This is a genomic window from Streptomyces sp. PH10-H1 (genome assembly GCF_030063355.1).
Lineage (GTDB): Bacteria > Actinomycetota > Actinomycetes > Streptomycetales > Streptomycetaceae > Actinacidiphila.
On record NZ_JASISZ010000014.1, the window covers coordinates 40,643 to 62,049 of the forward strand.

The window sequence follows — 21,407 nt, forward strand, 5'->3', positions numbered from 1 at the left end:
GCCCCAGCGATAGGCAACGCGCACCTACACCTGCACCCAATTGACCAGTAATAACCGGTGCTCGCGGCGCATAACTGTTGCCTCTACTCGCGCGTAGGGCGCCCGCCGCAACCCCCGTCACGCCCCCATTGGCCTGACGGAGCGTAGCGAACACCCAATGAAGCCGTATCGAGACCTTCCGAATCCCGTTGAACACCTTGCGATCAAGTGTCATTGCGTTTACGTTAGGTGTTGTGAAACCGAACGGAGCCGCAATCAGGACCATCCGTGAGGCCCGTGGATTCAGCCTGAGACGGCTCGCGTACCTCATCGGAAAAGACCCGGGCTACTGGTCCCGGGTCGAAACCGGTCAGCAGGGAGCAAGTGACGAAACCCTCCGCAGCGTCGCCGCCGCACTCAACACCCCCATAGGTGCAATCACAAGGGAGAAGCCCCGTGACAACTGACCTGGCAAGGCCCCCCGAGGCCAGCTCGCAGTGCCTCGACCCCGTCGTCATAGAACGCCTCATGGCCGCCCTGGAAGCAATCGTCCGGGCCCGGCCGCAGATCGACCCCGAGCTCAAGTGCTTCCGCCCCGCCGAGGCCGCCGAGATCCTCGGCGTCACCGAGAACTGGGTGACGGAGCGGATCACCGCCCGAACGATCCCCTTCACGTTCGTCGGTCGCTTCCCGCGCTTCAGGGCACGGCACATTCGCGCCATCGCAGAACAGAACGAGATCGACCCCGCAACGCAGGGCGTCGACACCACCGCATCCGCTGCCGCCTAGGCAGCAAGCGGGCCCGACCGGGCCTACCAGACACCGGCCGAGCCCTTCGATCCACCTACACATCCGCGAAGACAGAGAGGTGGACCTCGTGTCCATTCTGCCCAATGAGGCGGTGCTGATCGAGTCGCGTACCGCGCGACAGCAGTACGGCACCCGCATCGACGTACTGGAGAAGGTGCGGACCATCCCGCTTCTCCCCGACAGCCTGCACGTCACAACCGAAGGCGTCGCCGCCTACTTCGACGTGGCGATCGAGGCCATCAAGTCGCTGGTCAAGGACAACCGCGGCGAGTTGGAGGCCAACGGCTACGACGTGCTCACCGGCCAGGAACTGAGGTCCCTGAAGGCCCTCTGTGGCATCACCTCGCAAGCCCGGTCGCTGGCCTTGTTCGACCGTCGCACGCTGCTGAATGTGGCGATGCTCCTCACGCAGTCGGAAGTCGCCCGCCAGGTGCGGCGCTACCTGCTGGACTCGGAGCAGGCGATCCGCGACCTGGAGACGGAGGCGCTCGCCCGCCGGGCCGCCGGTGGTCCGCTGACGTGGACGTGGTTCGAGGCGTGCGCGGTGATCCGCCAGCGCTACGGCGTCGACTGGGGCGAGAACATGCTGCGGCGCCGGCTGCGTACCGCCGGGGTGCTGCGGCAGTCGTTCGAGCCGAAAGCCGCGCACAAGGGCCTGTTCTGGTTCACCGGAAGCGCCTGGGAGGTCCACGCGCACGCGGTGCCGGAACTCCTGCGGCGCGCGGTGGAAACCGACCGTGACCTGCGTGCGTTCCAGGGCATCCAAATGCGCCTTGAACTCGATGACACCTTCCGCCTCTCGATCGAGGGCGGTGCGGCGTGAACACCATCCGCATCGACGTCTCCGAGTCCAAGGGCGCGTTCGCCGCATCCACGCACGTCTACGAAGACGGGCACACGATCGAGTCGATCGCCTGGGGTACGAAGTGCCCTGGCTGCGACAGGGTCCCGGCTGAGGGCGAGCAGATCACCCGGATCTTCTTCACCTGGTGGCATGCGAAGTGCGGCGCGAAGTACCTGCGGGCCACCGGAGCAGATGAGGCGTGGCTGGCTCTGGCTCAGCAGTTGGAGCGCGCGCCGTCGCGGTTCTCGAACCCGGAAACGAAGGCCATCGTCCGCAACCTGCTGCGTATCGCGGGCCGGTTCGTGGACGTGAAGGACCCCGAGGCCGAGACCGTTCACGGCCCCCGCGCCGGCCTGCGAGTGCTCGACGGAGGCGGTGCCCGATGACCATCGCCGACCACTCGACCGCCGCAGCCCCGGTCATCCCCCCGCCGGTCCTGCCCCGCAAGCCCGAGCCGCCGAAGCCCGGGGTGGTCCTCGTCCGCGCCGCTGAGTCCGTCCCCGCGCACCGCCTGCATCACCTTGAGGTGACGAGGCGCCGCATGCAGCTGACGGACCCGGACCGGCACTTCCTGGACGTTGACGCCGACCGTTCCTACGCCGCGATGGCCGCCGCCCACCCCGAGCTCGTCACCATCGACCCGACGTGGCAGCCGGCCAACGCGAAGCGGGTGACGGCATGAGCACCACCTCCGTGTCCCGCCCGCCGCTGCCGGTGCGGCCACTGCGCCCGATGACCGTCCCCGCCGTGTTCCGTGCCGCCGCCCGGCTCCTCGTGGCGAACGGCCACTACCAGGGCGACTACTGCCCGGACGTGTTCGATCGGGAGATGTGCATCCCGCACTTCCTGCGCCCGCTGTCGATCGTGGCCGCGCTCAAGTGCGTGGTGGTCGGCAACCCGCATACGCCGTCGCCGCTGGCTGACGAGGCGATCGGCCTGCTCGCACTGCGGCTGGAAGTCGGCGGCGAGGTCGGCCCGTACTGGGGCGACATCGTCTCGCTGGAGGAGCACATCGCGGCCTGGGGTGACGTTGAGGGCCGCACGGTCGAGACGGTCGTCGCCGTGCTTGAGGCGGCTGCTGATGCATCGGCGGTGTCGGTATGAGCCCGCAACTGCAAGCCGAGTTCACCGACGCCGAGCAGGACGCGATCGCTGAGGCTGACCGCCGCTTCCACATGGTCCACGGGGATGCGGAGGCTGATTGGTCGCCGCAGGAAGAAGTCTCCTACGTCCGGCTGATCGAGCGAGTGCACGCCGTGTTCCACGCCGACGACATGGCGGTGACGTCATGAGCCGCTGGAAGCAGCGCCCGCGCGCCTCGCACGTTGAGGCTGCTGCCCGGATGAAGGCCGAGCCGGGCGTGTGGATGCCGGTGGGCTCGTACCCGACGTCGTACTCGGCGAAGTCCGTGATGAAGCAGATCGAGGCCGCGTACCGGCTTGAGGCGTACCTGCCGGCCGGGTCGTTCGAGGCCCGCACACAGAGCGCCGGAGACGAGACCGCTGTGCTCGCCCGGTACATCGGGGGTGCGTCATGACGGCCCGCCCGTCTCCCGCCCGTATCGCACAGATCCGCGCAGACCTCCCGCCGCATCCGGCCCCGGGTACGTGGGCGCTGGCTCTGCGGGAACTCCTCGCCGAGATCGATGCGCTGAACGCCGCCGACTGGGCCGGGCCCGCACTGCCGTGGGCGCTGCTCCTGGACGACGACGACCTGGACGGGTTCCTCGACGACCTCGCCGAGGCAGCGGTCGGGTTCGCAGGCACTGACGGCCAGCAGACGTTGACCGAGGTCGAGAAGACCTTCTCCACATGGCGGCTGATCGCCGTCGCCCAGGACGCCCACAACACCGCGCTCGGCCCCGCCGCCACCACCACCGCGCCCCAGGAAGGCCGCCATGTCTGATCAGCACCTGTGGGAAGTCGACCACCCGTACTACTGCACGCAGGGCAACTTCTACGTCGGCGGCCACAGGCGGGCCGACGTCCACGCCGAGTACGAGTCCTGGACGGAGTTCCACGCGGAGTGGGGCGACAACGACCCGGACATGAACCTGGTGTTCCGCTGGGACTGGCAGCGCGACAACGCCGAAGACCTGGAAGAGGGCGACGAGCCCGGTCCCGACAAGCTCCTCGTCTTCTGGGTTCTCCAGCGCAAGGCGATCCTCCGCTCCACCGAGTGCATCGTCACCGAGGCCGACGAACCCGCAGTGCGGGCCTGGCTGGTCGACCGCGCCATCACGATCCGCGCGATCTGGGAACCGCTGAACCTGGGCGGTGGCGACCATGTCTGACCCCATGTCCCCGCACGCCGCCCAGATCCGCCTCGCCCAGTACGGCGAGCGCGCCGAGTTCACCGTCGCCACCTACGGCAACGGCACCGCGCAGGCGCTGCACCAGATCGCGCTGACGCTCAGCGCCGAAGTCGACCGGCTGACCGCCGAGCTGGCCCAGCAAGTCACCTGGTCCGAGAACCGCCGACTCCGCATGGTGGCCGCCGAGACTGACCTGTTGAACATCCGGGGTCACCTGTCCCCGAACGGCTACCCGCGCCGGGTGCCGATGCCGCTGGGCAACGAGATCGCCCCCGTCGTGGAGTGGCTGCTCACGGAGAACGAGCGTCTGACGGCCGAGGTGGCCGACTTCCGCGCCAACGCGACGAAGCTCGTCGATGGGTGGCGGACGGCAAGCGGCGAGCACCTGGAGTTCTCCAAGTCCAAGGTCATGGACGAAACCCCGGGCATGGCCGACAAGCAGCGGGGACGCTCCGACCAGCTCGCGGACTGCGCCAACGAACTCGCGGATGTCCTGAACGGCGACGACCCGGACGGCTGGGAGCACGGCGTCGGTCTCGACGTCACCGACGCAGGCGACCGCGACACCGTGCAGGTCGAGGGCGGTGCCGACCATGCCTGAGCTCCCGGCCGAGAAGTACATCGACACGATCCGTCGGCGCCATGCCGCCTCCGATGGCGGGGGCTGGCACCTCGACCCCGAGCCGCACACGGACCCCGACCTGGTCCGCACCATGATCAGCGGTTGGCGTCGGTACATCGGCGTCCTTCGGTTCGACGGGTGGCACGCCGCGGAGAACCGCGAGTTCGTCCTGTCCGCGCACGGCGACATGGGCGTGCTGCTGGCCGAGGTGGATCGCCTGACGGCCGAGCGGGACAAGGCGGTCGCCGCCCTCGACGACCTGGTAGCCGACCTCTCGAAGCTCGACGGCGAGCCGGTGATCGCATGAGGATCCTCGCCGCCGTCCTTGCCGTCGTGGCCGCGTTCGCGGTCTCCGCCGCCTGCCTCGTCGGCGCCGTCGCCTGGTTCGGCCGGCTGCTGGACCGGGCCGAATCCTCCGCCTCGCACTTCGAGCGCGACCGGCCCTTCACCGAGGTCACGAAGCGGGACTCGTCCTGGCTCGCCGGTGACTACCCCGTCGAGCCCTTCGCCGATCCGACGTCCCCGACGAAGCTCTGCCCCGTACCCGCACCCCGCAAGGAGACGCCGTGACCACCGAGACCGGTCTCAACTTCCGCCGCAGCCGACTCCTCGCGGCGATCCGCTCCGAGGGTGGCCGGTGGACCACCCGCCGCACGATGACCTTCTTCAAGGCGGAAGCGCTGGGAACGTACCGATCAACCGCGCGCGACGACCTCAAGCACCTCGCCGGCCAGGGCTACCTGGACATCCGCGACGTGGAGAACGACCGCTACTTCATCCTCGCTGACACCCGGGTCGGTGCGTGATGCGCCTCTTCTCCGGTCGTGGGACCCGCCGCCGCCTCACCGAGCCCGAGATGCGCGCCGAGATCGTGCGCCTCACCCGGGACAACCAGCAGCTGGTGAAGGTCAATGCGGCCTGGGCGGCACGCGACAAGGTTTCCGCCGCCGCCATCGCCGAGCTGGAGAAGGAGCGGGGCTGGTTCCACGACCGCTGGATCGAGGTCGGCGAGAAGTCGATCGAGGACGGGGAGGTCATCGCCGCCCTGGAGTTGCGGGCCGCCGAACTCAAGATCACCGTTACCAAGCTCGAAGAGATCGCGGGCCCTCTCGTCGACCCCGAGGTCACGGCCGAGACCGCGTCGCCGATCTTCGCCGAGGTCGTCGAGGCCCGCAGCGGCGACGTCACGCAGAACATCCGCGTCACATCCCTCGCCAAGGCGGACCTGGTCGGTGCCCTGTGACCGCCGCACTGTTCGTCGACGACACGGTCCTGACCGTCGACGGCTTCGACCTCTACGCCACCGGCTGGGCTGCGGCCCTGGACTTCACCGCGCTGGACATCCCGCCGAACGGGCCCGTGCCTCTCCATCGCGGGGCGTGCCAGCTCGCCCTGTACGGGTTCGACGCCGAGGTCTGCGGCTGTCAGAAGCGAAAGGGGGGCCTGCGATGACTCTCTACTACGAAGATGACCAGGTGACGCTGCTCCTCGGCGACACCCTGGACGTCCTGCGGACCATGCCCGCCGGCTCCGTCGACTGCATCGTCACCAGCCCGCCGTACTTCGGGCTCCGCAATTACGGCACGCCCGGCCAGTACGGGCTGGAGTCCACGCCCGCCGAGTACGTCGAGACGATGCGCAGCGTGTTCGCCGAGGCCCGCCGGGTCCTGGCTGACGACGGGACGCTGTGGCTCAACCTCGGGGACAGCTACGCCTACCCTCCCGGATCAGCGGGCCGTCAGGACAACGGGCAGCGCGAGGACCGTGCATTCACCGCCGAGGGAATCCGCGGCACGACCGCGCTCCCGCCGAAGAACCTCCTCGGCATGCCGTGGCGTACCGCGTTCGCGCTGCAGGACGACGGGTGGATCCTCCGCAACGAGATCATCTGGTCGAAGCCGAACGCGATGCCGGAGTCCGTCACCGACCGGCTCAGCGGCAGGCACGAGCACCTCTTCCTACTCACCAAGCAGCAGCGGTACTGGTTCGACCTCGACGCCATCCGCGAGCCGCATGCGCCCAGCTCGCTCTACCACCAGGACATCGCCCGAGCCCGGCCGCATGACCTCGGCAAGACCGGCCCGGCGAAGAACACCGGCGGAGTCGGCAGCCACAAGCGGGGCGGCAGGGAACTCAACGCGGCCGGAGCCAACCCCGGCGACGTCTGGTCGATCAGCACCCGCCCGTTCCCCGCCGCGCACTTTGCAACGTTCCCGATCGACCTACCGATCCGCTGCATCAAGGCCGGGTGCAAGCCCGGCGGGACGGTCCTCGACCCGTTCTCCGGGTCCGGCACCACGGGCGCAGCCGCCCGCCAGCTCGACCGCCCCTACATCGGCATCGACCTGAACCCGGCGTACCACGACCTCGCCAAGGACCGGTTCGCACAGGGCGTGCTGAGCCTCGACGCCTGACCCCACCCCCAGCCCGGCCACCGGGACGTGAGCGCACGAGCCGTCCCGGTGGCCGCACCAGCAGAAGGACTACCCCCGAACTCCCGGCCCATCCGAATTGGGCCGGGAGCCCACCACCCGATCATCACCAGGAGACCCATCTCATGTCACGCATCAGCCGACGCGACCTCGGCGACGGAGCCCGGGGCTTCGGCCTCGGCGCGCTCATCCTGATCGCCACCGTCCTCGTCGTAGCCCTCGTCGGCGCCCTCATCTGGGCCATCGGAGTGTTCAGCTCCGACACCGCCGGTACGGGCAACGTCCACAAGGACCAGCAGTCGGCACAGAACCGCGAGCACTGGTCGGCGACCTACAACGGCGACTACGCCCAGGTCAAAGCAGACCAGGACAACCTGACGACCCTCAAATCCGCAGCCGAGGGCCAGGACGCCACCCAGCAGGACCGCACCAACTACCTCGGCGCGCAACTCAACTGCCGCACCGACGTCGCCACCTACAACGCCGACGCCGCCAACGTCCTCGGGCACCAGTGGATCCCCGACGGCCTGCCCTCCACCCTCAACGCCGCCACCTACTGCGGGAGCAACTGACCATGAACCGAACCATCACACGCACCATGGCCGCCATCGCCACCCTTGCTGCACTCGGCACCGGCGCCGCCGCATGCTCCAGCGGCTCCAGCAGCGCCACCCAGGCGCAGGCGTCCAGCAACGACGACGCCGGGATCGAGTACCAGAAGTTCACCGCCGCAGTCCCGTACCCGTACAAGAACGGCGAGCCGTCGGACCCGCTGGAGCGCAAGAACCTCGCCCGCCGCCTGACCCAGTACAACTCCAAGGGCGCCACGAACTACGTGTACGTCTTCGCCGGCTACACCGACAAGGTCGTCGGCTACTACGTCATCACCGGCAAGGTCTCCTCAACCGGCAGCCAGATGACGTCCACGCAGGCCAACACGCACTGCGGCTACGGCGGCGACCACATCGTGTGCACCAACGAGGCGATCGGTGACGACGGCTCGTTCGGCCCGAATGAGGGCGGCCAGAACGGCGTGTTCTTCTTCACCACCACCGGCGCCCTGATCGAGACGAACCAGCCGTGGATCGTCTCCTCCCAGCCGATCAAGGTCTACGCCGACGCCCCGCAGCTCGACGCCAAGGCGAAGCCGTAGCCGCTCGGTCCACCCGACCAGCGGGCCCTCGCGCCGCCCCCCTCGGCGCCGCCCGCAGCCCGGATGCCGGAGCTGGCCCTACGGCACCGGGCACCCCGGCCGCCCGCCCCGCGCACCCCGACCGGGGCGGGCGGCCACCTTCAACCCTTCAGGAGAAACACATGAGCACCAGCAGCCCACCGAAGACACCCTGGCCACTGGCCTCGACGGATATCGAGACCACCGGCCTGGACCCGATCCGGCACTCGCCGTGGGAGATCGCCGTCATCCGCCGTGAGACCGATGGCACCGAGAACCGCCACCTGTGGCAACTCCGCCTCACCGACCATGAACTCCGCATCGCCGAACCGAAGGCGCTGGAGATCAGTCGCTACCACGAGCGGATCGCAGTCCCCGAAGGTGCAGACGCCGCCGACATGACGCCCACCCTCCAGGGCGGTGCGCCCCTCCCGCTCGACTGGGCAGATGCCGCCCAGCAGGTATGGCATGCGCTCGATGGCGCGGTAATGATCGGCTCGAACGCGCACTTCGACGCATCCTTCCTCCACCGCTACCTCAGCATGGGCCGCGACCCCTGGCACTACCGGCCGGTATGCGTCGCGACCATGGCCGCCGGCTACAAGCACGCGATGCGCAACACACTGCGCGCCGCTGGCGGCGAGGTCAGGGAGAGCGACGACCCGGGCATGCCGTTCTCCTCCCGGGACCTGTCCCGCTGGATGGGCGTTGAGCCGCCCGGACCGGACACCGCGCACACCGCGATGGCTGACGCCGAATGGGCCCTCGCCCTGCACGACGCCATCACCGGTGGTGGACGGTGACCGAGTCCACCGCCCGCCGCACGTACCTGCTCGCCATCGTCAGGAACCTTGGAGAGGAAGTCGGCACCAAGCAGGCGTTGCAGATCTACGCCGCGTCGCAATGGGCTGCCACTAGCAGAAACACCGCACGCCGAGACCTCCGGGACCTCGCCCGACGCGCCTATCTGGTGCCCGTCGAACACGGCGGGCGCCGCCTCTACCAGGTCGGCAGCGACCCCAGTCCCATGCACCCGGGGCGCGGAACTCGCAAGTCCCTCCTGGAGAGGATCCAGGCCGAGGGCGGCGAGTGGACCACTGGTCGCATCAAGCGCACGTGGCACCAACTCCTCGGCACGCATGTCCTGCGCATGGCCGCTCGCAACTACCTGGCCGCTCTGCACAGAGATGGCCACCTCGAACGCCACGGCGACGGCACACCGCGCCGCTACTACACGCCCCGCCACGAAGGGAGCGCAGTCACATGACCGCCACGATCGAAGCGCCCGAGGCGGCAACCCACCCTGCGTGGAAGGGCGTCGGCCTGTACTCCGCGGAGGAGTTGTCCCTCGAGGACTACCACCGGGACATCGTCCCCGGCCGCAGCCTCTCGTCCAGCGGCGCCCGCAAGCTCCTCGCCCCCGGATGCCCCGCCCAATTCGACTATGACCGCAAGCACGCCCAGAAGGCCAAGAAGGAATTCGACATCGGCACGGCCGCCCACAAGCTGGTGCTCGGCGAAGGCCCCGACCTCGCCTCGTGCGACGTCAACGACTGGCGCACCAAGGACGCCCAAGCCCAAGCCGCCGCAGCCCGCGCAGTAGGGGCCATCCCGCTCAAGCGGGCTGACTACGACATGGTCCACGGCATGGCCGACGCCCTGCGGCGTCACCCCGTGGCCAGCACCATCTTCGACCCGGCCGGCGGCAAGCCCGAGCAGTCCATGTACTGGGCCGACCCGATCACCGGGGTCACCTGCCGGGCCCGGCCGGACTGGATGCCGAACCCCGGCGGAGCAGGCCGGGTGATCATCCCCGACTACAAGACGGCCGCCGCCGTCAACATCAAGGCCATCCAGAACGCCATCCGCGACCGCAGCTACCACTCGCAGGCCGCCTGGTGCATCGAAGGCGCCCAAGCCCTCGGCCTCGCCGGGCCGGACGCCGTGTTCCTCCTGGTCTTTCAGTCGAAGACCGCTCCGTACATCGTCACCGTCGTCCAGGTCGACGCCCTCGACCTGCGGATCGGCCACGCCAAGAACCAGGTTGCCCGCGACATCTACCGCGAGTGCACCGAGACCGGCGAATGGCCGGCGTACAGCGACGGCGTCGAGATCATCGCCCAGCCCGAATGGGACCAGAAGCGCGAATCCATGGAGTACCTGTGAGCTACCCCGTCCAGCAGCAAAACCCGGCCCCGGCGCCCAGCCGTCTCGGCCAGGGCACCGCGGTCGAACAGTCCCGCGCTGTCGCCGAAGTCCAGGCCGCGATCTACGTGGCCCGCCAGTTCCCCCGCAGCATCTCCACCGCCCGCGGATCCATGCAGTCCGCGTGCCAGTCCATGGCCCTCGCCGGCAAGGCGTTCTACCGCTTCCCGCGGGCCGGCGGTGCCGTCAACGGATCGTCTATTCACCTGGCGAAGGCGCTCGCCCAATCGTGGGGCAACTTCCAGTCCGGAGTCTCCGAGCTGCGGCGTGACGACGAGTACAAGCAGTCCGAGATGCAGGCATGGGCTTGGGACATCGAGGCGAACAGCCGCCACGTCCTGACGTTCATCGTCCCTCACGCCCGCTTCGCGAAGGGCAAGGTCGAAGCCCTCGTCGACCTGCGCGACATCTATGAGAACAACGCGAACAACGGTGCCCGCCGCCTGCGCGAGGCGATCTTCGCGACGCTCCCGGACTGGTACATCGAAGAGGCCGAAGACCTGTGCCGGGAAACCCTGAACAAGGGCGACGGCAAGCCGCTCGCCGACCGGATCTCCGGCGCCATCAAGGTCTTCGACTCCCTCGGCGTGACTGCCGAGCGGCTGGAGTTGAAGCTCGGCCGACCGCGTGACGCGTGGACCGGCCCGGACATCGCCCAGCTCCTCATCACGCACAAGTCGATCCAGCGCCGCGAGATTGCCATCGACGACGAGTTCCCGCAGCCGCGCGTGACCGCAGCCGAACTGAGGCGCCCCGCCCCGGCGGCCAAGGCCAGCGCTCCCGGCCAGCAGGCGCCCGCTCCCGCAAGGGTCGCGGACGACCTCCTGCCGCACGAGTGGGACATCTACAAGCTCGCGGATGCCCTCGGCATGAACAAGGCCGCCCTTGAGGAGCGCTGCCAGGGCGTGACGGGCGGCTCGATCGCGGAGGCGACGGAAGCGCAGACCAGTGCGCTCTTCCAGGAGCTGGCCAACGAGATGGTCGCGCAGGACAACCGCGCCCGCAGCACGCAGTAGCCCACCCGCACTACGGCCGCGTCCTGCCCGCCGATAACAGGCAGGGCGCGGCCCTCCTAGGAGAACACGAAATGACCGACCAGCCGTTCGAGCTCCGCGCCACTTCCGTCGAAGAGTGGGCCAACGCCCTCGAGACCAGCAGGCTCCAGCCCGGCCCGACGTTCGGCTACCAGATGGTCGACGGCGCCTGGACTTGCGCCCTGCACCTCGCCGTCAGCAGCGACCTGACCAGCGACGCCCAGCGCCTCCTCGCCGCCGAACTCCAGCAGGCCATCAGCAACACCGTTAACCGCGTCCTCTACCTGACCCCCGTCAGCGTCCGCAGCCGGGAGGCCACCCGATGAAGGCCCTGACCATTCGCCAGCCCTGGGCGGACGCCATCGCCCACCAAACGAAGCGCCTCGAGAACCGCACCTGGAAGACCAACTACCGGGGCCTCGTTCTCATCCACGCAGCAGCCGCACCCGACCGGACGGCCATCGTCTACGGTCCCCGCCCCGACACGCGCAGTGCCGTCATCGCCACCGCACGCATCAGCGACTGCCACTACTCGGACGACGGCCGGTGCTGCGGACCCTGGGGCGACGAAAACGTCTACCACTGGACGCTCACCGACGTCAGCACCCTGCCCGAGCCCGTCCCCTGCAAGGGCCGCCTCGGCCTGTGGACTCCGGCCGCCGACATCGTGACCGCAGTCCTTGAGCAGGAGCGGGAGGCAGTCCGATGACCGCCCCCGTGCAGCCGCGCCTGGACGGTGTGGTTGACGCCCCGAAGGTCCCCGCCGCCCGGCGCCGGGTCGAGGACTACGAGACGTGGCTCGACGAAGTGTGGCCGAAGTTCGTGGCCGCCGCTGAGTCCGGGCGCGTCTTCACCTGCTTCGAGATCGCCGACGCCCACAAACTCCCCGAACCCCCCGACCCCGCCCACCACTGGGGCCGCCTGATGACGCTCCTCAAGGACGAGGGCTACATCAAGACCGCCGGATGGGCCTGCTCCGACCGGCCCACCTCCCATCACTCCGGCGTCCGCACCTGGCGCGGCACCCGGGCAGCAAGCCGGAGGGTCGCATGAACGGCTACCTCGCCCCGGTTCTGGGCCTCGGCTCCCGCGCCTGGACGGACACGACCACCATCCACGACGCCCTACTCGAGACCTGGCACGACGCCCGACAGGACGGCTACGCAGGCATCGACATCATCGAAGGCACCGCACCCGGAGCAGACACCATCATCGGCGACTGGGCCAAAGCCCACCTGGAAGAGGGCATCGGCCACGACCCCGTCCCCGCCGAATGGGATCTCTGCGGACCAGACTGCCGACCCGGCCACCGGCGTACCCGGCGGGACAACTCGGAGTTCTGCCCGACCGCCGGCCACCGCCGCAACCAGGTCATGGTCGACCGGGCCCCGCTCGTCGCCCTCGTGTTCCAGGTCGGAGAGTCCACCGGGACCGCCGACTGCCTGCGCCGCATCGAAGCCGCCGGTATCCCGTACCGACGGTGGTCCGTATGAACGGCCTCGAACTCGGCGGCCTCCTCGCCGCGGCCATCCTGGTCGTCCTGATCGCCGCGACGCTCACCGACGTGTGGGAACGCCGCATCAAGCCGTGGCGGAAGCGGGGGCGGCGATGAACCTGCACGCGCTGCTCGCGGCCGTCATCACCAGCCTCGTCGTCGTCACCATCTGCCTCGCCATCTACGGCGCCTACGAGCTGTGCCACCGTGCCTGCGGCCACCTGCAGGACGTCGCAGACCAGCGGGACTTCCGGCGCTCCGCCGCGGGCGCCAAAGCCCAGCCGATGCCCGAGCACGCGTTCCTCGTCGGCGACGAACCGCTCGAGGACGTCGAGCCCGGGTCCGAGGAGTGGCTGCGCGACCTCTTCCGCCGATCGGGAGGTCAGCCGTGACCACCGCCACCCGGCCGCCCGTCACCAAGGTCGCCCACGACTGCTCCAACACCCAACGCCGCGGCTGCCACTGCGAGAAGTGCCTTGCAGCCCGACGCCTGTACGACACCACCCGCACCCGCCTCGTCGCCTACGGACGCTGGCAGCCCTACGTCAACCCCGAGCCCGCCCGCTCCCACGCCCTGTTCCTCATCTCCCGCGGCTTCGAAACACCGCACATCGCCCAGGCCGCCAACTTGCGGCACGGCACCATCACCAACCTCGTCTCCGGCAACACCAGCCGCGGCCGGGGCCCCTCCAAAGGCATCCGCGCCACCACCGAGCAAGCCATCCTCGCCATCCCCGCCAACCTCGACATCATCACCGGCGCAGTCGAAATCGACGGCACCGGAACTCGGCGGCGGCTCCAAGCCCTCGTCGCCTGCGGCTGGCCCCAAGCGCGCCTTGCCGCAGCCGTCGGCAAGGACAAGCGGAACTTCTTCCGCACCATCCGCAGCGATCGCGTCTACGCCGACACCGCCCGTGCCGTCCGCCGCCTCTACGACCAGCTGTGGAACGTCGACCCCGCCAGCCGCGGCGTCCACCCCCGCTACATCAACCAGGCCCTGGCCATTGCCAAGGCCAACAAGTGGGCTCGCCCCGCCGCGTGGGACGACGACAGCATCGACGACCCCACGGCCACCCCCGACTACGGCAGGAAGACCCCGCGCACCACCGCGCTGGCCGAAGACGGCCTCGAGATCGAAGCCCAAGGCCACAGCCGGCAAGAAGCCGCCGAACGCCTGCACGTCACCAAGGACTGCCTCAGCCAGGCCATCAAGCGGTACCGGGAAGCGCTCGACGCCGAAGCTGGCGCCGATGACGAGGAGGCAGCGGCATGAACAAGGACATCCAGCAGCTGCTGGCCCGGCTCCGAAAACAGGGCTTCACGATACGGCTCGCCCGCTCCGGCCACTACCGGTGCACCTCGCCCGGCGGTCAGACCGTCACCGTGCCGGCCACACCCCGCGGCGGCCGACGCACCCAGCAGAACGCCCGCGCCGGACTCCGCCGCATCGGCGCAGACCTGTAACGCACACGACAACGCCCCACCCAACCAAAAGAAGGGCCCCTCGTGGCCAAGCACATGAACGTCGGACGCAGCTGGCGCACACCCGCGAAGCATGACCTCCTCGGCAGCATGCTCGGGCAGGAGGTCGGGGCTGCCGCCAAGATCGCAGACGCCAGGGCGCTTTCCTGGATCGACCTCACCGCAGGCGATGCAGCCCGCATCGATGGCCTCGACTGGGCGTCCGCATGCTCGCCGGGCATCCTCGCCCGGCACGCGACCAAGTCGACGAAGCCGGTAGAGATCGACCTGTACGAGATCCAGGCAGCCACCTACGACCGACTGCTTACCAACCTTGCCGTTCACCTCCCCGAGCTGGGCTACAGCCAGGTGGCCGAGACCCGCTGGGAGATCGGAACCCGCGTCGCGCTCCGCACCCACAACAGCAGTGGACGCACCGCATCGATCGACCACATCACACGCAACCATGCGGTGTTCGTCGTCAACGACCCGAACGCCATCACCGAATGGGCTATGCGCCCGACGTTCGCGGCCGAGATTGCACAGACCACGTGGCTGTTCCGGACATTCTCGACGATGGGCTGCAATGTGGCGGGGATCAAGCGGCTGCCGATAGGCGAGCGCATCGACTGGTTCGACACCGTGGAATCCCAGCAAGCGGCGCTGCCGGCGCACCGCGACCTACTGTTGGCATCGATTTCCCGGGACGAGGCGCAGTGGGCGTACCTGATCGGTACGGCCCGGAAGTGGCGCACGACCACCGAGAAGGTTGCAGAGACGGCCTTCCGGAAGATCGGCAAGGGCACCGCACTTAGTTGGTTCCTCGACGATGCAGATGCGTTCCAGGAAGAAAAGCTGAGGCTGTTCCTGCAGAAGCCGGAGCGTCAGAAGCTGGTCGGCCGCGAGGCGGAGTGGATTGCAGCGGGACGCGCCGAGCGGCTCGCGATGCTGCCGCCGCCGGAACAGGCCCCGGACGGACCAGACGACGATCCGGATGACTGGGGACTGTTCGGCATTGAGGATGCCGCCTGATGGGTCGCCACTATCAGGCGCCCTCTCCCGGAGAAGCCCCATACCGAACGTACCGCGAGTACCTGCGCCATCCGCGATTTCTCGCGGTGCGTGCCGCAGCGTTCGAGCGGGCGGGCGGCAAGTGCGAGCACTGCGGGGTGCGCCCGCCGACTGAGCCGCATCACTGGCGATATCCGCCATGGGGTGCGTTCGACATCCCAGAGAACCTCTCAGCGGTTTGTCACCGCTGCCACTGCGAGATACACGGCAAGGAGAACTGACATGGCGAAGCTTGGCCCATACGAGGTGCACGCATTCGCTGAGGCTTTCCCGCTGATCGACGGCGACGAATTCACCGAACTGGTCCGCGACATCAAGCGCAACGGGCTGCGTGAGCCCATCATTTTGAACCACAACCGCACCGTCCTCATCGACGGTCGCAACCGGTGGCGGGCCTGTGAGGAAGCCGGGTCGGACCCCGTCTTCGAGACGCTCTCCGAGCGCTACACCGAGACGATGCTCCTCGACCTGATCGTGTCGAAGAACCTGGCCAGGCGGCAGATGAACCCCGGCCAGAAGGCGCTCATGGCGTTGGAATACGAGCGCTTCTACAGCGAAGCCACAAAGGTCGGCCGACCCATCGGTAACGCATCGCGTCCACAGGTGACGGTGAGTGAAACAATTCCGGCAGATCTGCCGGAATTCGGGAAGGGGTCGGAGACGGTCCGCCCGGATAGCTACATGCGGGAATCCAGGGAACGGGCCGCGCGCGTCGTTGGCGCGTCGGGTCGAGCAGTCCAGCAGGCCAAGGCCGTACAACGCGACACCCCAGACCTCGCTGCGAAGGTCCGTGCTGGCTCCCTCGCCCTCGACGCTGCGGACAAGCAGCGTCGCCAGCGGGTTGCCGCGATGCCGAAGCCCGAGCCGGCGCCGAAGCCGACCGCCGTCATGCTGACGCTACGCACCAACGACGGCACCGAAGTCCAGTACCCGCAGCCGCAGTCGAAGGCCACGTTCAACGAGACCAAAGGCGCAGGCATCTCCTGGGCGTCGTGGTCCTGGAACCCCGTCACCGGATGCCTCCACGGCTGCACCTACTGCTACGCCCGCGAGATCGCCACGAGCGAGCGATACAGCAGCGCCTACCCCGTCGGCTTCACGCCGCTGTTCCACGAAGAGCGACTCGACGCGCCAGCGAACACCACCATCCCCGCCGCACACCTCGACGACCCCGCGTACCGCCGCGTGTTCGTCTGCTCCATGGCCGACCTCTACGGCCGCTGGGTGCCGGACGAATGGATCAACCGGGTCCATGCGTCGATGCTCGCCACGCCCGAGTGGGACTACATCACGCTCACGAAGTTCCCCGCCCGGTACGTGGGCCTGGACATGCCGAAGGGCGCCTGGGTCGGCACGTCCGTAGATGAGCAGAAGCGGGTGCGGATCGCCGAGGACGCCTTCCGGCAACTCGACGACGTCAAGGTGAAGTGGCTGTCCCTCGAACCGCTACGGGAGCCCCTCGAGTTCACCGACCTGTCGATGTTCGACTGGGTCGTCATCGGCGCCCAGACCGAGACACGGCAGCCGACCGGGACCGTACCAGCCTTCGCCCCGCCGTTCGAGTGGGTCGCCCGCATCGTCGCCCAGGCCCGCGAAGCCGGCTGCCGAGTGCACCTCAAGCCGAACCTCAGCAACGGCCGCCCTGGCATGCAGATGCCGGATGAGTATCCCGACGCCTGATCTACCGCGGGGCCGCCCCACCCGGCGGCCCCGCCCACCGCACACGACAACGCCCCGCGGCAACCACCGCGGGGACGGGAGGGAGGAGGAGGGATGAACGCGAGCGCGCGGGTGCGCCGGGGGTCAGGACTCGGCGTTGGCGCGCGGCTTGGGCTTTGGCTTCGCATCGGGGTTCTTGCGGCGGAAGGCGGCAACTTCGCGCTTGACGTACATGCGCAGGTCGGTTGCCCTGCCCAGGCCCTTCTCGTCGCAGACCAGCTCGAAGAAATCCCACGTCTCGTCGTCGATGCGGATAACGCGGCCGGGGGTCCCCTTCGTTGTCATGTGACCAATGTAGCTGACCATCCAGTAGGCGCACACCCCACGGATAGCAAGTTGATCTCTTTTGGCTATCCACTGACCGGTCACCCTGGGGTAGAGTCAGAGAGTGCTGAAGGGGCTGTGCGGCATCTGCTCAAGCCGCCCTAGAGGGCCTGGTTCCTCACGCCTTCAACCCGTCCGAAGCACTCTCCGAGAAGAGATCACGTGAGCACTGAGGCCATGAAATGGGCGATGGAGCTGGCTCCACCCATGCCTCCCCAACTGGTAGCCGTCCTTACCGGACTGGCCTACCACGCGGACAAGGCCGGCAAGGGGTCGTACCCGTCCGTTCCGCGCCTCGCTGCTTACGCCTGCAAAGACCCGCGGTCAGTCCAGCGGGACCTCAAGAAGCTGGTGGAGCTCAAGTTGATCCGTCTTGGAGATCAGAGCAAGGCCGCGCACCTGCCTGCCGGGAAGCGCCCGGAGGTCTACGACTTGGCCGTCGAATGGGTCGTTCAGGACGGCCGCGCCGGTCGCGATGAGACGACGCTGGCGTCACGGGTGACGCTGGCGTCATCCCGTAAGCGTGGCGGAAGGAAGAAGCCCAGCTCAGCACTGGCGTCGTCCGATTTGACGGGTGACGTGGACGTCAGGGGTGACGTGGACGTCACCGGTGACGTGGACGTCGCTGATGGGGTGACGCCCACGTCGCAAGTGGGGTGGCGTGGGCGTCACCCAAACCAACTACCTGAACCAACTACTGAACCTAAAGACTCTTCAGCGCCTGCGGCGCCGAGCGATGACGATGCCCCCTCGCTCTTCGACTCGCTGGAGTCTTCGCCGCCCCCGGCCACCGCCAGCCGACAGGCAGACGACCACCTCGCCGAGTTCGAGATCTTCTGGAAGGCCTACCCGAAGCGCATGGCGAAGCCCGACGCCCGCAAGGCGTGGAAGGCCGCGCTGAAGGACGGGGCCGACCCCGCTCAGATCATCACCGCCGCCGAGGCCTACGCCCTCGCAAAGCGCGGCAAAGACCCCCAGTTCATCAAGTACCCGGCCGGATGGCTGCGCAGCGCCCGGTACGAGGACGAACCCGAACCCGCCGCAACTGGCCCCACCCACTCCGGCTACACCGACGAGGAGTTCCACAGTGGATTCGCAAGCTGACCGCCACGACGAGGGCGACCAGGCCTGGCTGCGCGAGCGTGCCGAAGCTGCCCTGGGTCGCATCGACGCCGCCACCCCGGCCCGTTACCGCAGCACCATCGACGTCCCCGCACCGATCAGCCAGTGGGCCAGCCTCGGCTTCAAGGCCGACGGCCTGGCCATCGTCGGCCGCATGGGCCGCGGCAAGACCCACCTCGCCTGGCAGGCCGCCAAGCTGTGGGCCACCGCATGCCTCAACGAATCCCTGATCAACGGGATGCCGACGCTCGTCGCTCACCGGGCCACCGAACTGTTCGACGCGCTGCGCCCCGACTCCCCGCAGAACCCCTACGCCGTCCTGAAAGCCGCGAAGGCCGCTGGACTGCTGATCCTCGACGACGTCGCCGCGGCCCGCCCCAGCGAATGGACGCAGGAACGGCTGTACGAGCTGGTCGACGAACGGTACGTCCAGGAACTCCCGCTGCTGATCACCGCCGACGTCCCGCCGAACGCCCTCGCCGAGTTCGTCGGCCCCCGCGTCGCCTCCCGCCTCACCGAGATGTGCACCGTCCACGTCGTCGACGGCCCCGACTTCCGCCGCGCAGGTGCCCGATGACCGACACCAACGTGTGGGACGCGCCGCTCGACGACGCCCCCACGGAGGGCCGGTTCGTGCGGCCCAGCGACGTCGGATCCGAGCGCGTCGTGGCCGCCGCCGTCATGGCCCGGCCGCACCTGATCGACGACCTCGCCGACAGCTTCGACCCGGTCGACTTCACCGACCAGCGCCTGGCCTGGGTATGGCACGCCGTTGACGAACTGCGGGCGGAGATCACCGAAGGCCCCGTGCCGTGGCCGGCCGTTGACCGGCAGCTCCGCAAGTGGCGGGCCGAGGGCTACCTGCCGATCGTCCCCCTCGACGGCCCGCACCTGTCGCTGCTGTACGACGACGCCCACCTGTCCTGCTCCGCCGCCTGGTACGCCGACCGGGTCACCAAGGCCGCCGCCGCCTGCCGGATGGTCGACCTCGGGATCCGCGCCCAGCAGGCCGGCATGTCCCCGGCATTCGACCCCGACGCGGACGTGGCCACCACCCAGGCAGACCTCGACGCCATCGTCCGCGGCGACGCCGGCGGAATCCCCACCCCCATCGGCGACCTGTGGGCCGCCGCCGTCGAGCGGGCCGTCACCCCGACCACCACCGAGAACCGGATCCCCACCGGACTCCTAGACCTGGACTCCCTCACCGGCGGTGGGTTCGCCCCCGGACGGCTGATCATCATCGGGGCCCGGCCCGGCGCGGGGAAGACCACCGCAGGGCAAGGCCTCGCTCGAGCCGCAGCCATTGCGAACGGGATCCCCACGCTCTTCTCATCCCTCGAGATGGGCCGCGAAGAGATCATGGGCGGGATCCTGTCCGCCGAATGCCGGGTGCCGCTGCACCACATCAGCCACGGCACCGTCGGCATCGACGACGCCTACCGGCTGGCCGTCGCCACTGAACGGATCAAGCCGGCCCCGCTCTACATCGACGACGCCACCAGCGTGTCGCTCCCGTCGCTCCGCGGGCAGATCCGGCAGCTCGTGCGCACCGTCGGCCTGCGCATGGTGATCGTCGACTACCTCCAGCTGATGCAGGCCCCACGGGCGGAGTCCCGGCAGGTCGCCGTGTCCGCCCTCTCCCGCGGGCTGAAGCTTCTCGCCAAGGAGTTCGGGATCACCGTGATCGTCCTGTCGCAGCTCAACCGGGACAGCGAAAAGCGCACCGACAAGCGGCCCACCATCGCAGACCTCCGCGAATCCGGGGCCATCGAGCAGGACGCCGACATGGTGATCCTCATCCACCGCCCCGACCTCCACGAGCCGGACTCCCCGCGCGCCGGCGAAGTCGACCTCATCGTCGACAAGCACCGCGGCGGGCCCCGCGCCACGCTCACAGCTGCGTTCCAAGGGCACTACGCCCGCATCGCCGACATGGCGCAGATGTCCGACTATCAGCCCACCCCGATCAACAACGGCGGCCTGGCCATCGCCACCTACGACGAAGACCCGCAAGAGCGGGAGGCGTCATGACCATCCAAGCCATCGAGACGTACTACGGCGGCCACCGCTTCCGCTCCCGGCTCGAAGCCCGCTGGGCCGTCGTCTTCGACAGCCTCAACCTGCGCTGGGAGTACGAACCCCAGGGCTACCGCATCGGCGAGAGCCGCCGGCCGTACCTGCCGGACTTCTACCTCACCGACCTGAACTGGTGGATCGAGGTCAAGGGCGCCGAAGACCGGCTGGACCTCGACCTGCTGTGCGACGCCGTGCACCCCACCCAGGGACTCGGCCGCGCCGACGGCTTCCACATGACGAACCTGCTGATCCTCGGCGGTATCCCGCGGGCCGAGGGCACCTACGCCCATTGGTCGATCAGCCGGTCCGCGGCCATCGGCACCAACTGCGGCGGATCCTGCGCCTTCACCGGGCCCCGCTACGGGCTCCACCAGTTCATGCCCGTCCCGGACGCCCGGCGCCGCGGATCCGCTGGTCTGGCCGGCGACGACCTCGACCTCTACGACGAGCTGTACCGGCGCGGCTCCATGATCCAACCCGCCTGCCGCAGCACCACCCAACGCCCCGACATCGACATGACCCGCGCCCTCCCCATCGCCGACGGCAACGACCTGCCCCACCTCGACGCCGCCTACCTCCTCGGCCGCACCGCCCGCTTCGAGCACGGGGAAGCCGCATGAACCGCCTGGCCTGCCGGGTCGCGCCCGGTACCCCCTGCCGTGCCGACGGGTGGCCGCTGCCCGGCGGGGCCGTCCACCCGCAGCGGACCACCGAAGCCGAAAGGA

Annotated in this window: 38 protein-coding genes; 37 read left to right on the plus strand and 1 reads right to left on the minus strand. The window is 68.9% G+C overall.

Annotated features, from left to right (window positions below; all coding sequences use genetic code 11):
• Positions 1 to 233 precede the first annotated feature (233 nt).
• From QMK24_RS41795 to QMK24_RS11905, 33 genes are all read left to right on the plus strand, one after another.
• Entirely contained in the window at positions 234 to 446 is a 213-nt protein-coding gene (locus QMK24_RS41795; protein ID WP_502962445.1) for a helix-turn-helix domain-containing protein, read from the plus strand.
• Positions 436 to 768 carry a helix-turn-helix domain-containing protein gene (locus QMK24_RS11750; protein ID WP_283465496.1) on the plus strand — a complete coding sequence of 111 codons (333 nt, stop codon included), beginning with the start codon at positions 436 to 438 and terminating at the stop codon, positions 766 to 768. Before QMK24_RS41795 ends, QMK24_RS11750 begins: the two co-directional genes overlap by 11 nt.
• 88 nt (positions 769 to 856) lie before the next feature.
• Complete coding sequence (locus tag QMK24_RS11755; RefSeq protein ID WP_283465497.1) at positions 857 to 1,612, plus strand: hypothetical protein; 756 nt, start codon at positions 857 to 859, stop codon at positions 1,610 to 1,612.
• Entirely contained in the window at positions 1,609 to 2,019 is a 411-nt protein-coding gene (locus tag QMK24_RS11760) for a hypothetical protein (RefSeq protein WP_283465498.1), read from the plus strand. Before QMK24_RS11755 ends, QMK24_RS11760 begins: the two co-directional genes overlap by 4 nt.
• The gene (locus tag QMK24_RS11765) at positions 2,016 to 2,315 is read left to right on the plus strand and encodes a hypothetical protein (RefSeq protein WP_283465499.1); all 300 of its coding nucleotides are present in this window, start codon (positions 2,016 to 2,018) and stop codon (positions 2,313 to 2,315) included. The genes QMK24_RS11760 and QMK24_RS11765 overlap by 4 nt, the downstream gene beginning before the upstream one ends.
• Positions 2,312 to 2,737 (plus strand): DUF6197 family protein, encoded by a 426-nt coding sequence (locus QMK24_RS11770; RefSeq protein ID WP_283465500.1) that lies wholly within the window; start codon positions 2,312 to 2,314, stop codon positions 2,735 to 2,737. The genes QMK24_RS11765 and QMK24_RS11770 overlap by 4 nt, the downstream gene beginning before the upstream one ends.
• Positions 2,734 to 2,925, plus strand: a complete 192-nt coding sequence (locus QMK24_RS11775; RefSeq protein ID WP_283465501.1) for a hypothetical protein — start codon at positions 2,734 to 2,736, stop codon at positions 2,923 to 2,925. Before QMK24_RS11770 ends, QMK24_RS11775 begins: the two co-directional genes overlap by 4 nt.
• On the plus strand, positions 2,922 to 3,170 hold the full coding sequence (locus tag QMK24_RS11780) for a hypothetical protein (protein WP_283465503.1): 249 nt from the start codon (positions 2,922 to 2,924) through the stop codon (positions 3,168 to 3,170). Before QMK24_RS11775 ends, QMK24_RS11780 begins: the two co-directional genes overlap by 4 nt.
• Positions 3,167 to 3,538, plus strand: coding sequence for a hypothetical protein (locus QMK24_RS11785; RefSeq protein WP_283465504.1), 372 nt, complete (start codon positions 3,167 to 3,169; stop codon positions 3,536 to 3,538). Before QMK24_RS11780 ends, QMK24_RS11785 begins: the two co-directional genes overlap by 4 nt.
• Positions 3,531 to 3,926 carry a hypothetical protein gene (locus QMK24_RS11790; protein ID WP_283465505.1) on the plus strand — a complete coding sequence of 132 codons (396 nt, stop codon included), beginning with the start codon at positions 3,531 to 3,533 and terminating at the stop codon, positions 3,924 to 3,926. Before QMK24_RS11785 ends, QMK24_RS11790 begins: the two co-directional genes overlap by 8 nt.
• On the plus strand, positions 3,919 to 4,548 hold the full coding sequence (locus QMK24_RS11795) for a hypothetical protein (RefSeq protein ID WP_283465506.1): 630 nt from the start codon (positions 3,919 to 3,921) through the stop codon (positions 4,546 to 4,548). The genes QMK24_RS11790 and QMK24_RS11795 overlap by 8 nt, the downstream gene beginning before the upstream one ends.
• A complete protein-coding gene (locus QMK24_RS11800) occupies positions 4,541 to 4,876 on the plus strand; it encodes a hypothetical protein (protein WP_283465507.1) in 336 nt (111 codons plus the stop codon). The genes QMK24_RS11795 and QMK24_RS11800 overlap by 8 nt, the downstream gene beginning before the upstream one ends.
• Entirely contained in the window at positions 4,873 to 5,139 is a 267-nt protein-coding gene (locus QMK24_RS11805) for a hypothetical protein (protein ID WP_283465508.1), read from the plus strand. The genes QMK24_RS11800 and QMK24_RS11805 overlap by 4 nt, the downstream gene beginning before the upstream one ends.
• Positions 5,136 to 5,375, plus strand: coding sequence for a hypothetical protein (locus tag QMK24_RS11810; protein ID WP_283465510.1), 240 nt, complete (start codon positions 5,136 to 5,138; stop codon positions 5,373 to 5,375). The genes QMK24_RS11805 and QMK24_RS11810 overlap by 4 nt, the downstream gene beginning before the upstream one ends.
• A complete protein-coding gene (locus QMK24_RS11815; protein WP_283465512.1) occupies positions 5,375 to 5,812 on the plus strand; it encodes a hypothetical protein in 438 nt (145 codons plus the stop codon). Before QMK24_RS11810 ends, QMK24_RS11815 begins: the two co-directional genes overlap by 1 nt.
• On the plus strand, positions 5,809 to 6,021 hold the full coding sequence (locus QMK24_RS11820) for a hypothetical protein (protein ID WP_283465514.1): 213 nt from the start codon (positions 5,809 to 5,811) through the stop codon (positions 6,019 to 6,021). The genes QMK24_RS11815 and QMK24_RS11820 overlap by 4 nt, the downstream gene beginning before the upstream one ends.
• A complete protein-coding gene (locus tag QMK24_RS11825) occupies positions 6,018 to 6,983 on the plus strand; it encodes a DNA-methyltransferase (RefSeq protein WP_283465515.1) in 966 nt (321 codons plus the stop codon). The genes QMK24_RS11820 and QMK24_RS11825 overlap by 4 nt, the downstream gene beginning before the upstream one ends.
• Positions 6,984 to 7,126: 143 nt before the next feature.
• Entirely contained in the window at positions 7,127 to 7,573 is a 447-nt protein-coding gene (locus QMK24_RS11830) for a hypothetical protein (protein ID WP_283465516.1), read from the plus strand.
• A 2-nt stretch (positions 7,574 to 7,575) separates the two neighbouring features.
• Positions 7,576 to 8,154 carry a hypothetical protein gene (locus QMK24_RS11835; RefSeq protein ID WP_283465517.1) on the plus strand — a complete coding sequence of 193 codons (579 nt, stop codon included), beginning with the start codon at positions 7,576 to 7,578 and terminating at the stop codon, positions 8,152 to 8,154.
• 161 nt (positions 8,155 to 8,315) lie between these two features.
• Complete coding sequence (locus QMK24_RS11840; RefSeq protein WP_283465518.1) at positions 8,316 to 8,975, plus strand: 3'-5' exonuclease; 660 nt, start codon at positions 8,316 to 8,318, stop codon at positions 8,973 to 8,975.
• Positions 8,972 to 9,439, plus strand: coding sequence for a hypothetical protein (locus QMK24_RS11845; protein WP_283465520.1), 468 nt, complete (start codon positions 8,972 to 8,974; stop codon positions 9,437 to 9,439). The genes QMK24_RS11840 and QMK24_RS11845 overlap by 4 nt, the downstream gene beginning before the upstream one ends.
• A complete protein-coding gene (locus QMK24_RS11850; protein ID WP_283465523.1) occupies positions 9,436 to 10,338 on the plus strand; it encodes a PD-(D/E)XK nuclease-like domain-containing protein in 903 nt (300 codons plus the stop codon). The genes QMK24_RS11845 and QMK24_RS11850 overlap by 4 nt, the downstream gene beginning before the upstream one ends.
• Entirely contained in the window at positions 10,335 to 11,393 is a 1,059-nt protein-coding gene (locus QMK24_RS11855; RefSeq protein WP_283465525.1) for a hypothetical protein, read from the plus strand. Before QMK24_RS11850 ends, QMK24_RS11855 begins: the two co-directional genes overlap by 4 nt.
• 71 nt (positions 11,394 to 11,464) lie before the next feature.
• Positions 11,465 to 11,737, plus strand: coding sequence for a hypothetical protein (locus QMK24_RS11860; RefSeq protein WP_283465526.1), 273 nt, complete (start codon positions 11,465 to 11,467; stop codon positions 11,735 to 11,737).
• Positions 11,734 to 12,120, plus strand: coding sequence for an ASCH domain-containing protein (locus QMK24_RS11865; protein WP_283465527.1), 387 nt, complete (start codon positions 11,734 to 11,736; stop codon positions 12,118 to 12,120). Before QMK24_RS11860 ends, QMK24_RS11865 begins: the two co-directional genes overlap by 4 nt.
• Positions 12,117 to 12,464: a hypothetical protein gene (locus tag QMK24_RS11870; protein ID WP_283465528.1), complete on the plus strand. Its 348-nt coding sequence runs from the start codon at positions 12,117 to 12,119 to the stop codon at positions 12,462 to 12,464. The genes QMK24_RS11865 and QMK24_RS11870 overlap by 4 nt, the downstream gene beginning before the upstream one ends.
• The gene (locus QMK24_RS11875; protein ID WP_283465529.1) at positions 12,461 to 12,904 is read left to right on the plus strand and encodes a hypothetical protein; all 444 of its coding nucleotides are present in this window, start codon (positions 12,461 to 12,463) and stop codon (positions 12,902 to 12,904) included. The genes QMK24_RS11870 and QMK24_RS11875 overlap by 4 nt, the downstream gene beginning before the upstream one ends.
• A complete protein-coding gene (locus QMK24_RS11880) occupies positions 12,901 to 13,023 on the plus strand; it encodes a hypothetical protein (protein ID WP_283465531.1) in 123 nt (40 codons plus the stop codon). The genes QMK24_RS11875 and QMK24_RS11880 overlap by 4 nt, the downstream gene beginning before the upstream one ends.
• Positions 13,020 to 13,298, plus strand: a complete 279-nt coding sequence (locus QMK24_RS11885) for a hypothetical protein (protein WP_283465532.1) — start codon at positions 13,020 to 13,022, stop codon at positions 13,296 to 13,298. Before QMK24_RS11880 ends, QMK24_RS11885 begins: the two co-directional genes overlap by 4 nt.
• Complete coding sequence (locus tag QMK24_RS11890; RefSeq protein WP_283465533.1) at positions 13,295 to 14,179, plus strand: hypothetical protein; 885 nt, start codon at positions 13,295 to 13,297, stop codon at positions 14,177 to 14,179. The genes QMK24_RS11885 and QMK24_RS11890 overlap by 4 nt, the downstream gene beginning before the upstream one ends.
• Positions 14,176 to 14,370 (plus strand): hypothetical protein, encoded by a 195-nt coding sequence (locus QMK24_RS11895; protein ID WP_283465534.1) that lies wholly within the window; start codon positions 14,176 to 14,178, stop codon positions 14,368 to 14,370. The genes QMK24_RS11890 and QMK24_RS11895 overlap by 4 nt, the downstream gene beginning before the upstream one ends.
• 42 nt (positions 14,371 to 14,412) lie before the next feature.
• The gene (locus QMK24_RS11900) at positions 14,413 to 15,399 is read left to right on the plus strand and encodes a hypothetical protein (RefSeq protein ID WP_283465535.1); all 987 of its coding nucleotides are present in this window, start codon (positions 14,413 to 14,415) and stop codon (positions 15,397 to 15,399) included.
• 261 nt (positions 15,400 to 15,660) lie between these two features.
• Complete coding sequence (locus QMK24_RS11905; RefSeq protein WP_283465536.1) at positions 15,661 to 17,118, plus strand: DUF5131 family protein; 1,458 nt, start codon at positions 15,661 to 15,663, stop codon at positions 17,116 to 17,118.
• A 123-nt stretch (positions 17,119 to 17,241) separates the two neighbouring features.
• On the opposite strand, the gene QMK24_RS11910 is transcribed toward QMK24_RS11905, so the two are convergent.
• Positions 17,242 to 17,442 carry a hypothetical protein gene (locus QMK24_RS11910; protein ID WP_283465538.1) on the minus strand — a complete coding sequence of 67 codons (201 nt, stop codon included), beginning with the start codon at positions 17,440 to 17,442 and terminating at the stop codon, positions 17,242 to 17,244.
• Between the two features lie 201 nt (positions 17,443 to 17,643).
• On the opposite strand from QMK24_RS11910, the gene QMK24_RS11915 reads away from it, so the two are divergent.
• Genes QMK24_RS11915 through QMK24_RS11930 form a run of 4 tightly spaced genes read left to right on the plus strand, consistent with a single transcriptional unit; the run spans position 17,644 to position 21,302 of the window.
• Positions 17,644 to 18,585, plus strand: a complete 942-nt coding sequence (locus tag QMK24_RS11915; protein WP_283465539.1) for an LvrA C-terminal domain-related protein — start codon at positions 17,644 to 17,646, stop codon at positions 18,583 to 18,585.
• Positions 18,569 to 19,180 carry a DnaA ATPase domain-containing protein gene (locus tag QMK24_RS11920; RefSeq protein ID WP_283465541.1) on the plus strand — a complete coding sequence of 204 codons (612 nt, stop codon included), beginning with the start codon at positions 18,569 to 18,571 and terminating at the stop codon, positions 19,178 to 19,180. Before QMK24_RS11915 ends, QMK24_RS11920 begins: the two co-directional genes overlap by 17 nt.
• Positions 19,177 to 20,637: a DnaB-like helicase C-terminal domain-containing protein gene (locus tag QMK24_RS11925; RefSeq protein WP_283465543.1), complete on the plus strand. Its 1,461-nt coding sequence runs from the start codon at positions 19,177 to 19,179 to the stop codon at positions 20,635 to 20,637. Before QMK24_RS11920 ends, QMK24_RS11925 begins: the two co-directional genes overlap by 4 nt.
• Positions 20,634 to 21,302: a PDDEXK family nuclease gene (locus QMK24_RS11930; RefSeq protein ID WP_283465545.1), complete on the plus strand. Its 669-nt coding sequence runs from the start codon at positions 20,634 to 20,636 to the stop codon at positions 21,300 to 21,302. The genes QMK24_RS11925 and QMK24_RS11930 overlap by 4 nt, the downstream gene beginning before the upstream one ends.
• Positions 21,303 to 21,407: the final 105 nt, after the last annotated feature.